The following is a 13,053-nucleotide window of genomic DNA, read 5'->3' as shown; positions in this document are numbered from 1 at the left end:
GACCAACTCATGCAGACGGCATGCACATGCCTAATTCTAAGAATTCTTTCGCAACCCGCGCAGCTCATGCCTGCGCCAGTTCCCATCCGGCGACGGATGCGACACCCGCCTGCGGGTTGCGGTCTGCTTTCTCGTCCGTCGGCATTGCGCCGTCGGCAGAATTTCAATCCGGCAAGTTTTATTCATTTAGTGTCTAAAGGGAAGCTCCCATGAAAATCCATGAGTATCAGGGTAAAGAAATCCTGCGCCAGTTCGGCGTAACCGTCCCGCGCGGCGTTCCTTGCATGTCCGTCGACGAAGTCGAAGCGGCAGCCAAGAGCCTGGGCGGCTCGGTGTGGGTCGTGAAGGCACAGATCCATGCCGGCGGTCGCGGCAAGGGCGGCGGCGTGAAGGTGGCCAAGTCCATCGAGCAGGTCAAGGAATACGCCAACCAGATCATGGGTATGCAGCTGGTCACGCACCAGACCGGTCCTGAAGGCCAGAAGGTTCGCCGCCTGCTGATCGAAGAAGGCGCCGACATCAAGAAGGAACTGTACGTTTCCCTGGTGACCGACCGCGTGAGCCAGAAGGTCGTGCTGATGGCATCCAGCGAAGGCGGCATGGACATCGAAGAAGTTGCCCACAGCAACCCGGAAAAAATCCACAACGTCATCATCGATCCGGTCACCGGCCTGACCGATGCCGACGCTGACGACGTGGCCGCCAAGATCGGCGTGCCCGCAGCATCGATCCCCGAAGCGCGCAAGAACCTGCAAGGCCTGTACAAGGCTTACTGGGAAACCGACGCTTCCCTGGCTGAAATCAACCCGCTGATCCTGACCGGCGACGGCAAGGTCATCGCCCTGGACGCCAAGTTCAACTTCGACTCCAACGCCCTGTTCCGTCACCCGGAAATCGTCGCCTACCGCGACCTGGACGAAGAAGATCCGGCTGAAGTCGAAGCCTCCAAGTTCGACCTGGCCTACATCTCGCTGGACGGCAACATCGGCTGCCTGGTCAACGGCGCCGGTCTGGCCATGGCCACCATGGACACCATCAAGCTGTTCGGCGGCGAGCCGGCCAACTTCCTGGACGTGGGCGGCGGCGCTACCACCGAGAAGGTCACCGAAGCCTTCAAGATCATGCTGAAGAACCCCGAACTGAAGGCCATCCTGGTCAACATCTTCGGCGGCATCATGCGCTGTGACGTGATCGCCGAAGGCGTGATCGCCGCATCCAAGGCGGTTTCGCTGAAGGTGCCTCTGGTGGTCCGCATGAAGGGCACCAACGAAGACCTGGGCAAGAAGCTGTTGGCCGATTCCGGTCTGCCGATCATCTCGGCCGATTCGATGGAAGAGGCTGCGAAGGCGGTCGTGGCTGCGGCTGCGGGCAAGTAAGAACTCATACATGCAAGTTTGCGCGGTGGCGGCCGCGCACGATGCGACAAGACGCATCCCGGCCGCACGAAGCGCAGGCATCACAGACAAGGAAGAAAAATGTCGATCCTCATCAACAAAGACACCAAGGTCATCACGCAAGGCATCACTGGCAAGACCGGCCAATTCCACACCCGTTTGTGCCGTGAGTACGCGAACGGCAAGAACGCCTTCGTCGCTGGCGTGAACCCGAAGAAGGCCGGTGAAGACTTCGAAGGCATCCCCATCTATGCCAACGTGACCGAAGCCAAGAAGGCCACCGGCGCGACCGTTTCCGTGATCTACGTGCCGCCCGCCGGCGCCGCTGCTGCCATCTGGGAAGCTGTCGAAGCCGATCTGGACCTGGCCATCTGCATCACCGAAGGCATCCCCGTGCGTGACATGCTGGCCCTGAAGGACCGCATGGCCAAGGCCGGCTCCAAGACCAAGCTGCTGGGCCCGAACTGCCCAGGCCTGATCACCCCTGACGAAATCAAGATCGGCATCATGCCGGGTCACATCCACAAGAAGGGCCGTATCGGCGTGGTGTCGCGCTCGGGCACCCTGACCTATGAAGCCGTCGGCCAGCTGACCGCTCTGGGCCTTGGCCAATCGTCCGCAGTCGGTATCGGCGGCGACCCGATCAACGGTCTGAAGCACATCGACATCATGAAGGCATTCAACGACGATCCGGACACCGATGCCGTCATCATGATCGGTGAAATCGGTGGTCCCGACGAAGCCAACGCGTCGTACTGGGTGCGTGACAACATGAAGAAGCCGGTGGTTGGCTTCATCGCTGGCGTCACCGCGCCTCCGGGCAAGCGCATGGGCCACGCCGGCGCGCTGATCTCGGGCGGTGCCGACACTGCCGAAGCCAAGCTGGCGATCATGGAAGAGTGCGGCATCAAGGCCACACGCAACCCGTCCGAAATGGCGCGTCTGCTGAAGGCCATGCTGTAATCAGTGCTGTCATGGTGGTCGTCCCGGAGCGCCTGGCGCCTTGGGGTGGTCACCGCCAGACTCATATGGGGAGCTTCGGCTCCCCATGTGTTTTTCGGCGCTGGTGCGCGATGATCGCGACCGGCGACCGCGTCGAACGCGGCCGGATAGGCAAAAGGGGGCTGATCGGCGAAAATCACCGACTATCGCAACGAGCGCATCTTATCCACAGGGCGCCGTCGCACAGCAAAATCTTCAGCAAAGGAAGTGAATGGAATTTCTGGTAAACCTGAACTGGATCGCGGTCGGTCAGATCATCCTGATCGACATCCTGCTGGGCGGCGACAACGCCATCGTGATCGCGCTGGCCTGTCGCAACCTGCCGGCCGAGCTGCGCATGAAGGGCATCGTCTGGGGCACCATCGGCGCCATCGCGATCCGCATTGCGTTGATCGCGTTCGCCGTGACCATGCTGGAGCTGCCTTTCCTGAAGCTGATCGGCGGCCTGTTGCTGCTGTGGATAGGCATCAAGCTGCTCAACGAGGACGACGAACATGCCGAGGTCGGCGGCAGCGACCGCCTGTGGGGCGCGGTCAAGACCGTGATCGTGGCCGACCTGGTGATGAGCCTGGACAACGTCATCGCCATCGCCAGCGCGGCAGAGCAGGCCGGCCAGCACCAGATGGCGCTGGTGGTGTTCGGCATCGTGGTCAGCATTCCCATCATCGTCTGGGGCAGCACCCTGGTATTGAAGCTGATGGAAAAATTCCCGGTTATCATCACGCTGGGCGCGGCGCTGCTGGGCTATATCGCCGGCGGCATGATCTTCAGCGATGTCGGCGTGCAGTCCCATCTGCAGGGCTTCATTCCCGATACCGAGTTCGTGGTGCCCGGAGCGCAGCTGCACCTGAGCCTGCCGGGCCTGGTCGGTGCGATCGGCGTGGTGCTGGTCGGCCTGACGCTCAAGCGCCGCAAACAGGCGCCGGACCAGCCCTGAGGAGCCAGGAGGCATCCGCGTCCCGGCATCGACGAGATCGAAATGATTTGCCGCTTTCTCTCGACAATGCCGGAGCGCAAACTCCGCGTTGATCCGCATTTGACGCAAGTCAGCGCCGGCGGCGGCAAAGCCTGATAGTTTTTGAACTAATTCGCTTTGCCGCATCGCGGGTGGTGCCGATACTGGCAACGCCTTTTTCTTTTTTTGGGGATTCAATGAAACAAGTCGCACGCAAGAACAAGCAACAAGGCTTCACCCTGCTGGAACTGATGGTGACGCTGGCCATCATCGGCATCCTGGCCACCATCGGCGCTACGCAGTACCAGGACTACATCGCGCGTTCGCGCGTGGCCGAGGGATTGAATCTGGCCGCGCCGTACAAGCTGGCGGTGGCCGAGCAGGCCCAGGCCAACAATGGCGTCTTCACCGTGGCGCAGCTGGGGTTGCCGGCGTTCACCAAGACGGACAACGTCGAGAAGATCGAAGTCTCGCCCATGGAGAAAAAAGGCGAGGGCGGCGTGATCACGATCACGTTCAGCGCGCGCGTGGGCGATGGCGGTACGCTGACCCTGACGCCGACGCTGGGCACCGGTTCGATCCAGTGGCAATGCGCGGCCGCCGAGACCAAGCAGGCAGCGGCTCAAGAAGGCGTAACGCCCAATGGCAAGTTCGTGGCAGGTACGCTGCCGGCGAAACTCGCTCCTTCCAATTGCCGAGGCTGAACGTCACGGACATGAAAAAAGCGCCCGGCCGGGCGCTTTTTTTATGGGATGGTGACGCCGTTGGTCACGGCCTCACCATGCTGATATCGCTCTTCCCCCCCCGCTTCTCGGTCACGCAGATATCGGTCATCACCATGGTCTTGTCGACCGCCTTGCTCATGTCGTACACGGTCAGCAGGCCGACCTGCACCGCAGTCAGCGCTTCCATTTCCACGCCGGTCTTGCCGTAGGTTTCCACCCGCGCGGTGCACAGCACGCTGGAGTCGGCGACGTTGGTCTCGAACTCCACCGACACATGCGTCAGCGCCAGCGGATGGCACAGCGGAATCAGGTCGCCGGTGCGTTTGGCCGCCATGATGGCGGCGATGCGGGCGATGCCCAGGACGTCGCCCTTCTTCGCGGTGCCCGACTCGATGATGGCCAGGGTCTCCGGTTTCATGCGGATCACGCCGCTGGCCACCGCCACGCGGTGCGATTCGTTCTTGCCGCCGACGTCGACCATGTGGGCCTGGCCGCTCTGGTCGAAATGGGTGAGGCCGCCGTTGGGGTTGTCCTGGTTGCCGGATGTGCTCATGGTGCCTGTCGCTGAAAATGATGAAGATCGAAACGGAGCGGGTATCATAGCAGGCGTGCCGCAGCCGCGGCGGGGCAGGTTTCCTGTCGCCGGCGGCGCACCGGCAGGCCAGCCTTTTCCGTTTTCGCTCATGCAACGATACGCAATCTTGTCCGACCGTCGTCCATCCCGTCCCGCGCGCAAGTTGCTGGTGCGCGCGCTGACCGCCGCGCTGCTGCTGTTGCCCGCCATTCCGCTGACGATCGCGCCGGTTGCCGGCGTCGCGCAGAACCTGCCGACGCTGGGCGACACCGAGCGCGAGGGTCTGTCGCCGCTGATGGAGCGCAAGCTGGGCGAGCAGATCATGCGCGACATCCGCAGCGACCGCGACTATGTCGATGACGGCCCGGTGTCGGAGTACCTCAACAATTTCGGCCTGAACCTGGTGTCCGTGCATCCCGAGGTGCGCGGCGAGGCCGGCTTCGACTTCCAGTTCTTCATGGTGCGCGACCCGATGCTCAACGCCTTCGCGTTGCCGGGCGGTTTCATCGGCGTCAACAGCGGGCTGGTGCTGGCCGCGCAGTCCGAGTCGGAGCTGGCCGGCGTGCTGTCGCACGAAATCGGCCACGTCGCCCAGCGCCATATCGCGCGCATGCTGGGCCAGCAGAAGCAGAACTCGATGATCCAGCTGGCCGCCATCGTGCTGGGCGCGCTGGCCGGCATCTCCAAGGCCGGCGGCGACGCCGCCATGGCCACCATGATGGGCGGCACCGGCGTGGCGATCCAGCGCCAGCTCAACTTCAGCCGCGACGCCGAGCGCGAGGCCGACCGCATCGGCCTGCAGATCATGCGCGACGGCGGCTACGATCCGTCCGGCATGGTGACTTTCTTCGGCCGGTTGCAGGCCGCGTCACGCAACTACAGCGACGTCGTCCCGCCTTACCTGATGACGCACCCGCTGACCACCGAGCGTATCGCCGATATCGAGGCACGCATCCGCGACCAGCGCTACAAGCAGCGGGTGGACAATCCGGAGTTCCAGCTGGTGCGCGCGCGCACCCAGGTGCTGCAGAACGATTCGGTGCAGGGCCTGCGCGACAGTGCCGAGAAGTTCCAGCGCCAGATGAAGGACAACACCAAACTGCAGACGGCGGCCGCGAAGTACGGCCTGGCCTACGTCTACTACCGGCAGAACAAGCTGGAGCAGGCCGACGCGATGCTGAAGGAGGCGCAGGAAGCCGCGATTCCGCTCAAGACCGGCATCATGTTCACCAGTCTCGACATCGACATCAAGGTGGCCCGCAAGCAGGGCGCGGCGGCCCTGCAACTGGCCGACGCGATGCGCAAGCAGTATCCGATCTCGCGCGTGGCGGCGCGGCAGTATGCCGACGCGCTGATCGCGTCGCGCCGCAATGACGAGGCGATCGCCTACCTGCGCGACCAGGCTCAGCTGTACCGCTCGGATGCGCAGATCCAGAACCTGCTGGCAAAGGTCTACGCCGTCCAGGGCAAGCAGGCGCTGCAGCACCTGGCGCTGGCCGAGGCCTATGCGCTCAACGGCAGCCTGCTGGCCGCCATCGAGCAGCTCGGCATCGCCCGCAAGGCGCCGGATGCCACCTTCTACGACCAGTCGCAGATCGATGCGCGCGAGCGCGAGTGGAAGGAAAAATGGAAGGACGAGTCGAAGGACATGAAGGACCGGGGCTGATCCCGGTATCGACGAAAACGCCGGCGTCTGCCGGCGTTTTTTATTCTCCGCGCGGCGTTGTCACGAAGCCGAACTGCCGGGCCAACTGATCGGTCCGGATGCGCTGCAGCCTGATCGCATGTTGGTGGAACATGAGGTTGGCTTCGGCATCGTCGTCGCCTTCCATCCAGCGCAGCAGCGCTTCCTCGTCATGGTGTCCCCCGATCTGCAGCAGGGGCAGCAGCTGCGCCATGTCGCGATCATCGACGGCGCCGGTCCTTGGTCCGGCCTGAAGGTAAAGCCTGCCGCTTTCATCGAGCCAGGCGGCGTCGATCGCCCCGACGTCTTCGCCGGTATGGAAACGCAGCGTCATGCCGTCTTCGGCGGGTTGCGTGCGCACGATATAGGGCGTGAGTTCAAGATCGACATACACCCGTTGCGGACCGTTCTGGAAATACCAGCGGCCCTGTTCGTCGTGCGCATAGTTGCGCTCGATGAAGGCCAGCAGGGCGGGGTGGGAGATGCGCTCGCCCGGCAGGTCGAGATGCTGCGCGCGCTCGTCGCGCATGCGCCAGCCGCCGCGCGCATCCAGCCGCAGCCAGCCGAAGCAGTGCGGCACGTTGGGCCACTTGGCCATGGCCTGGCGAACGATCTCATCCATGCGCGTGCTCCCGTTGCGCGGCGAAGGCGGTCTCGGTGCGGCCCTCCAGGAAATGCAGCAGCCGGCGCGGCAGCCACTCCAGGCTGCCCGGCGGAGTGCCGGCGGCGAAACCGACATGGCCGCCTTCGTCCGGATACTCCAATACCACCTCAGGCGCCGCGCTGCGCGGTAAGTGCTGCGCAGGGAGGAAGGGATCGTTCTTGGCGTTCAGCACCAGCGTCGGCACGGTGATGTCGTGCAGGATGTGCTTGGCGCTGGCGCGGTCCCAGTAGTCGTCGGTGTTGCGGTAGCCATGCAGCGGCGCGGTGACGATGTTGTCGAAGGCGTACAGGTCGCGCGCCGACAGCAGCGCGTCGCGGTCGAACAGGCCGGGGAACTGCGCCAGTTTTTCCAGGCACTTGGGTCGCATGGTGCGCAGGAACACCCAGGTATAGAGGCGGTTGAAGCCGCGCGCCAGCGCCGCGCCGCCGCCGGCCAGGTCGAGCGGCGCCGACACCGCGCAGGCGGCATCGACGATTTCGGCCTCGTGCTGCGATTCGCCCAGCCAGCGCAGCAGGGCGTTGGCGCCCAGCGACACGCCGGCGGCGTACAGGTGCGTGGCGGCGAGGTCTTGCTGGCGCTGTTTCAGGCGGCGCAGGATCCAGTCCAGTTCGGCCGAATCGCCCGAATGGTAGAAGCGCGGCGCCAGGTTGATCTCGCCCGAGCAGCCGCGAAAGTGCGGCACCGCGCCGTGCCAGCCGCGCCGCTGCGCTTCGGCCATCAGCGCGCGGCTGTAGTGGCTGTCGGAAGATCCTTCCAGACCGTGGAACAGCACCAGCAGCGGCCGTCCGGGCTTGCCGTCGACGAAGTCGATGTCGATGAAGTCGCCGTCCGGCGCTTCCCAGCGCTCGCGCCGGAACGTCACCTGCGGCTTGGCGATGAAGGTGGACGGATAGATGGTCTGCAAATGTCCGCCGGGAAGCCAGCGGGGCGGGATGTAAAGCATGTTGCTGCCTTGCGGTTGTACTGGCGTCGGCGTCGCGTCAATGGAGCATGGCGCCGCTGGAAATCGGTTCGGCCGGCGCCGGTCCGGGCGCCACCGACGCGTGGTGCATCACCATGCGCCAGCCCATCGCGGTCTTCAGGTAGACGTTGGTGGCGACCACGTGCACGTCCGGCTGCTGCTGTGCGCCGTGATCGATTTCCTCGACCACGCTGTGCACCGCCGTCATCATGTTCTGCGTGGCGTGCAGCTGGCGCGGCACGATGTGCAGTCCGCCGTTGCCGAGGATGTCTTCCCACACCGAACGGATTTCGGCATGGCCCACCAGGCGCTGTGCGCCGGGGTGGATGCAGACGATTTCCTCGTCTTCGGCCCACAGGTCCATCAGGGCATCGAGGTCGGCGCGGGCCAATGCGTCGTAATAGGCCGCTTCGATTTCGTCGGGGGAACCATGGATCAGTTTGGCGCGAGGCATGGGAAGCTCCGGATCAGATGAAAAGAGGGCCATCGGCCCTCTCTGCTTTTTTGTTGCGCTCAGTGGCCCTTGACCACGGTGCCCGGCTTGAGCTGGTACTGGGTTCCGCAGTACGGGCACTTGGCCGCGCCGTGCTCGTCCAGTTCCAGGAACACGCGCGGGTGCGAGCTCCAGCTGGTCATGTTCGGGTTGGGGCAGTGGGCCGGCAGGTCTTTGCCTTCGAGTTGGACGACTGCCTGGGATGCTTGAGCCTGGCTCATGTTTTTCTCCGTAGGTGGTGCTTGTTGAGCGTTGAAACGTTGATGCGGTCACTGTGCTGGCGTACACGGCTGCGCGGCAGGGCTTTTTTGCCGCGCGCGCCGCCTCATCCGCCATTTTTCCCGAATTCGCCGCTGTGCGGAAGATCGGGCGGCGGTTTGCCGGCAACCAAAGAGCTCCATTTTAGCGGATTCAAGCGAGCAAAAACTTTCATCTGTAGAATGTTCAGCCTGGGTAAAAATGCCGGAAGGCAAGCGCGGCCCTCCATCGGCAGGAGCCGGCCGCGCACCCGATCAAACCAAGCGCAAAGCGGAACAATAATGCAGAAGGAGACTGGCGACGCCGGGCCACGGGACGGTAACGATCCGTCCGCGGCGCGCCGTATCGAAAAGGACGCCTTTCAGGAGGGCTGGCGCGACAGTGCCTCGACCATCCCGGCGGTGTTCGCCTGGGGCGTGGTGTCGGGCATGGCGATGGTCAAGTCCGGCATGAGCATCATGCAGTCGCTGGGCATGAGCCTGCTGGTCTACGCCGGTTCGGCGCAGTTCGCGGTGCTGCCGCTCTTGGCAGTGGGTGCGCCGCTGCTGGTGGTGTTCTTCACGGCGATGATCGTCAACCTGCGCTTCGTCATCTTCTCCGCGGCCGTGGCGCCGCACTTCGAACATTTGCCGTGGTACCGCCGCGTCTGGTACGGCTTCTTCAACGGCGACATCTCGATGGCGTTCTTTCCGCGTCGCTTCCCGCCCCACACCTTCGGCCAGCCGGCCGGCAAGATCGGTTACTTCGCCGCCATCTGCTATCCGGGCTGGCTCAGCTGGCAGCTCGGCGCCACCGTCGGCATCCTGCTGGCCAGCCAGATTCCCGAGAGCTGGAACATCGGCTTCGCCGGCACCCTGGCGCTGATCGCCATCATGATCCCGATGACCAACAACGTCGCCGCGCTGGCCGGCGTCATCGTGTCGGGCACGGTGGCGGTGCTGGCGCTGCACTTCCCCTATCGCCTCGGCCTGCTCGCGGCCATGGTGCTGGGCATGGCGGCGGCGCTGACGGTGGACAAGTTCCTGCCCGTAACCGACAAGGAAGGCGAGGCGGCATGAGCGACTGGTACGTATGGGCGGCCATCGCCCTGATGACGCTGTCCACCTTGATCACCCGCAGCGGCTTCTTCCTGTTCGGCCATGCGGTCAAGCTGCCGCCGCGCTTAAAGCATGCGCTCAGCTATGCCCCGGCGGCCGCCATGGCCGCCATCGTGATCCCCGACCTGGTGGCGGCCGAAGGCGTGATCGACGTCAGTTTTGCCAATCCCAAGTTGCTCGCCGGCATCGGCGGCGCGATTTTCTTTGCTGCGACGCGGCATCTTCTGGGAACTATTGTGGCGGGAATGGCACTCTTTACAGTGCTGAGGTTGGTGCTCTGAGGCTGCGGCGCATCTCTCGCCGTTTCATTGTTGTTTTATTCACAAAGCCGCCGCCCGACCTGCCCGCGCCGCCACGCCCGCCGTACCGTCCCTTGCCTCGGATATCCCCAAAAAGCCGTCAGGGAGAGGTCAGGCTGGAGTAAAATACGGCGTTTTTCGCCCCCTTTTTCGAATTCGGACCCATGAAATTCAATCGACTGAGCGACCTGATTTCTGCCAAGCAACTGCAAGGAAAACGCGTATTCATCCGTGCCGATCTGAACGTGCCGCAGGATGATGCCGGCAACATCACCGAAGATACGCGCATCCGCGCTTCGGTCCCGGCCATTCGCGATGCGCAGCAGGCCGGCGCGGCAGTCATGGTCACCTCGCACCTGGGGCGTCCGGTGGAGGGCGAATTCAAGCCGGAAGATTCGCTGGCGCCGGTCGCCAAGCGCCTCTCCGAGCTGCTCGGCTTCGAGGTCAAGCTGGTGTCCGACTGGGTCGACGGCGTGGATGTCGCGCCGGGCCAGGTCGTGCTGCTGGAAAATTGCCGCCTGAACAAGGGCGAGAAGAAGAACAGCGACGAGCTGGCGCAAAAGATCGCCAAGCTGTGCGACGTGTATGTGAACGACGCCTTCGGCACCGCGCACCGCGCCGAAGCCACCACCCACGGCGTGGCCAAGTTCGCGCCGGTGGCCTGTGCCGGTCCGCTGCTGGCGGCCGAACTGGATGCGCTGGGCAAGGCACTGAACCAGCCGGCCCGCCCGCTGGTGGCCATCGTCGCCGGCTCCAAGGTGTCGACCAAGCTGACCATCCTCAAGACCCTGGCCGAGAAGGTGGACAACCTGATCGTCGGCGGCGGCATCGCCAATACCTTCATGCTGGCCGCGGGCCTCAAGATCGGCAAGTCGCTGGCTGAACCCGACCTGGTCGACGACGCCAAAGCCATCATCGACATGATGGCCAAGCGCGGCGCTTCGGTGCCGATCCCCACCGACGTGGTGGTGGGCAAGGAGTTCTCGCCGACGGCTGCTGCGACCGTGAAGAGCGCGCAGGACGTGACCGACGACGACATGATCTTCGACATCGGCCCGCAGACCGCATCCCAGCTGGCCGAACAGCTGGACCGCGCCGGCACCATCGTCTGGAACGGCCCGGTGGGCGTGTTCGAGTTCGACCAGTTCGGCCATGGCACCGAGACCCTGGCGCGCGCCATCGCCGCCTCCAAGGGCTTCTCGATCGCCGGCGGCGGCGACACCCTGGCCGCGATCGCCAAGTACAACATCGCCGACAAGGTCGGCTACATCTCCACCGGCGGCGGCGCCTTCCTGGAATTCCTGGAAGGCAAGACCCTGCCGGCAGTCGAGATCCTGCTGCAGCGCGCGCAATAAGTTTTTCAGAATCACAGGATGCGCCGGAGACGCGCATCCCGGGGCGGGAAGCCAGCCGCCGGATCCCGGTTCATGGATTGGGGTCAGGCGGACTTCTTCACTAAGTTGAAAACAGAAAAACAGAAAGTCCTCATGTCCAGAGCAACAAAGATCGTCGCCACCATCGGCCCCGCGTCCAGCGACCGCGAAACCCTGACCCGCATGATCCGCGCGGGCGTGAACGTGGTGCGCCTGAATTTCTCGCATGGCAAGCCGCAGGACCACATCGACCGCGCCACGCTGGTGCGCGACGTGGCCGACGAGTGCGGCACCAAGGTCGCCATCATGGCCGACCTGCAGGGACCGAAGATCCGCGTGGGCAAGTTCGAGAACGGCAAGATCATGCTGGCCAACGGCGACAAGTTCATCCTCGACTCCGACTGCCAGATGGGCAACCAGGAGCGCGTGGGCCTGGACTACAAGGCGCTGCCGCGCGACCTCAAGGGCAACGACGTGCTGCTGTTGAACGACGGCCTGATCGTGCTGAAGGTCGAGAAGGTGCTGGGCAACGAGATCCACACCATCGTCAAGATCGGCGGCGAGCTCTCCAACAACAAGGGCATCAACCGCCAGGGCGGCGGCTTGTCGGCGCCGGCGCTGACCGCCAAGGACATGGATGACATCAAGACCGCGATGAGCTTCCAGGCCGACTACATCGCCGTGTCCTTCCCCAAGAACGCGACCGACATGGAAATGGCGCGCCAGCTCTCCAACGTCGCCGGCGAACCGTTCGGCCACAAGCCGATGATGATCGCCAAGATCGAACGCGCCGAAGCGATCCCGCTGCTGCAGGAGATCCTCGACGCCTCCGACGGCATCATGGTGGCGCGCGGCGACCTGGCCGTGGAAGTGGGCAACGCCGCCGTGCCCGGCCTGCAAAAGCGCATGATCCGGATGGCGCGCGCCTCCAACAAGCTGACCATCACCGCGACCCAGATGATGGAGTCGATGATCGTCAACGCCGTGCCGACCCGCGCGGAAGTCTCCGACGTCGCCAACGCCGTGCTGGACGGCACCGACGCCGTGATGACCTCGGCCGAGACCGCCTCCGGCAAGTATCCGGTCGAGACCGTCGAAGCCATGTCGGCCATCTGCGAGGAAGCCGAGCGCTCCGAAGAAGCCAAGGTCGACGCCGACTTCATCAACCAGCGCTTCACCCGCGTGGACCAGTCGATCGCCTATGGCGCGCTGTTCACCGCGCATCACCTGCGCGTGAAGGCCATCGTCGCCCTGACTGAGTCCGGTTCGACGGCGCTGTGGATGAGCCGTCACAACATCGATATCCCGATTTTCGCCATTACCCCCAACCTCGGCACGCGCCAGAAGGCCGCGCTGTTCCGCAATGTGACCACGCTGGAACTGGCGCAGTGTGCCGATACCGAAACCATGCTCAAGGGCGCGCAGGATCTGCTGCTGGCCAAGGGCGTGGTGCAGCGGGGCGACCTCGTCGTCGTCACCTGGGGCGAGCCCATCGGCCAGGTGGGCGGCACCAACGCCTTGAAGATCCTCAAGGTCGGCGAGTACTGATTTTTTATCGTTCTGGAGTTTTCATC

Annotated in this window: 14 protein-coding genes; 9 read left to right on the top strand and 5 right to left on the bottom strand. The window is 64.1% G+C overall.

What is annotated here, in order from left to right; genetic code table 11:
* Window positions 1–209 precede the first annotated feature (209 nt).
* The 4 genes from sucC (at window position 210) to CEJ42_RS11270 (ending at window position 4,055) form a co-directional block, all read left to right on the top strand.
* Window positions 210–1,376: an ADP-forming succinate--CoA ligase subunit beta gene (sucC, locus tag CEJ42_RS11285; protein ID WP_079216759.1), complete on the top strand. Its 1,167-nt coding sequence runs from the start codon at window positions 210–212 to the stop codon at window positions 1,374–1,376.
* Window positions 1,377–1,475: 99 nt separating this feature from the next.
* On the top strand, window positions 1,476–2,357 hold the full coding sequence (gene sucD / locus CEJ42_RS11280; RefSeq protein ID WP_079216758.1) for a succinate--CoA ligase subunit alpha: 882 nt from the start codon (window positions 1,476–1,478) through the stop codon (window positions 2,355–2,357).
* 250 nt (window positions 2,358–2,607) lie between these two features.
* Window positions 2,608–3,333, top strand: coding sequence for a TerC family protein (locus tag CEJ42_RS11275; protein WP_079216757.1), 726 nt, complete (start codon window positions 2,608–2,610; stop codon window positions 3,331–3,333).
* Window positions 3,334–3,548: 215 nt separating this feature from the next.
* Window positions 3,549–4,055: a pilin gene (locus CEJ42_RS11270; protein ID WP_088751116.1), complete on the top strand. Its 507-nt coding sequence runs from the start codon at window positions 3,549–3,551 to the stop codon at window positions 4,053–4,055.
* A 64-nt stretch (window positions 4,056–4,119) separates the two neighbouring features.
* Here the strand turns inward: CEJ42_RS11270 and moaC are convergent, their stop codons facing one another.
* Window positions 4,120–4,629 (bottom strand): cyclic pyranopterin monophosphate synthase MoaC, encoded by a 510-nt coding sequence (moaC, locus tag CEJ42_RS11265; protein WP_243397840.1) that lies wholly within the window; start codon window positions 4,627–4,629, stop codon window positions 4,120–4,122.
* A 130-nt stretch (window positions 4,630–4,759) separates the two neighbouring features.
* Between moaC and CEJ42_RS11260 the strand changes: the two genes are divergently transcribed.
* Window positions 4,760–6,316: a beta-barrel assembly-enhancing protease gene (locus CEJ42_RS11260; protein WP_079216754.1), complete on the top strand. Its 1,557-nt coding sequence runs from the start codon at window positions 4,760–4,762 to the stop codon at window positions 6,314–6,316.
* A gap of 40 nt (window positions 6,317–6,356) precedes the next feature.
* On the opposite strand, the gene CEJ42_RS11255 is transcribed toward CEJ42_RS11260, so the two are convergent.
* From CEJ42_RS11255 to CEJ42_RS11240, 4 genes are read right to left on the bottom strand one after another with little or no spacing between them, the layout of a single operon-like run.
* Window positions 6,357–6,956 (bottom strand): DUF2946 family protein, encoded by a 600-nt coding sequence (locus CEJ42_RS11255; RefSeq protein WP_088751114.1) that lies wholly within the window; start codon window positions 6,954–6,956, stop codon window positions 6,357–6,359.
* Window positions 6,949–7,941, bottom strand: a complete 993-nt coding sequence (locus tag CEJ42_RS11250; protein ID WP_088751113.1) for a YheT family hydrolase — start codon at window positions 7,939–7,941, stop codon at window positions 6,949–6,951. The genes CEJ42_RS11255 and CEJ42_RS11250 overlap by 8 nt, the downstream gene beginning before the upstream one ends.
* Before the next feature lie 37 nt (window positions 7,942–7,978).
* Window positions 7,979–8,413 carry a YybH family protein gene (locus CEJ42_RS11245; RefSeq protein ID WP_079216751.1) on the bottom strand — a complete coding sequence of 145 codons (435 nt, stop codon included), beginning with the start codon at window positions 8,411–8,413 and terminating at the stop codon, window positions 7,979–7,981.
* A gap of 59 nt (window positions 8,414–8,472) precedes the next feature.
* A complete protein-coding gene (locus CEJ42_RS11240) occupies window positions 8,473–8,673 on the bottom strand; it encodes a zinc-finger domain-containing protein (protein WP_079216750.1) in 201 nt (66 codons plus the stop codon).
* A 318-nt stretch (window positions 8,674–8,991) separates the two neighbouring features.
* Between CEJ42_RS11240 and CEJ42_RS11235 the strand changes: the two genes are divergently transcribed.
* The 4 genes from CEJ42_RS11235 (at window position 8,992) to pyk (ending at window position 13,027) form a co-directional block, all read left to right on the top strand.
* Window positions 8,992–9,768 carry an AzlC family ABC transporter permease gene (locus CEJ42_RS11235; protein WP_079216749.1) on the top strand — a complete coding sequence of 259 codons (777 nt, stop codon included), beginning with the start codon at window positions 8,992–8,994 and terminating at the stop codon, window positions 9,766–9,768.
* The gene (locus CEJ42_RS11230; protein WP_079216748.1) at window positions 9,765–10,088 is read left to right on the top strand and encodes an AzlD domain-containing protein; all 324 of its coding nucleotides are present in this window, start codon (window positions 9,765–9,767) and stop codon (window positions 10,086–10,088) included. Before CEJ42_RS11235 ends, CEJ42_RS11230 begins: the two co-directional genes overlap by 4 nt.
* Before the next feature lie 182 nt (window positions 10,089–10,270).
* The gene (locus CEJ42_RS11225) at window positions 10,271–11,461 is read left to right on the top strand and encodes a phosphoglycerate kinase (protein ID WP_088751112.1); all 1,191 of its coding nucleotides are present in this window, start codon (window positions 10,271–10,273) and stop codon (window positions 11,459–11,461) included.
* Between the two features lie 132 nt (window positions 11,462–11,593).
* Window positions 11,594–13,027, top strand: a complete 1,434-nt coding sequence (gene pyk / locus CEJ42_RS11220) for a pyruvate kinase (RefSeq protein WP_079216746.1) — start codon at window positions 11,594–11,596, stop codon at window positions 13,025–13,027.
* The last annotated feature ends 26 nt before the right edge of the window (window positions 13,028–13,053 follow it).

This window comes from Herbaspirillum robiniae (genome assembly GCF_002213415.1).
Taxonomy (GTDB): domain Bacteria; phylum Pseudomonadota; class Gammaproteobacteria; order Burkholderiales; family Burkholderiaceae_D; genus Herbaspirillum; species Herbaspirillum robiniae.
This window is presented reverse-complemented; position numbering and strand designations above follow the sequence as displayed.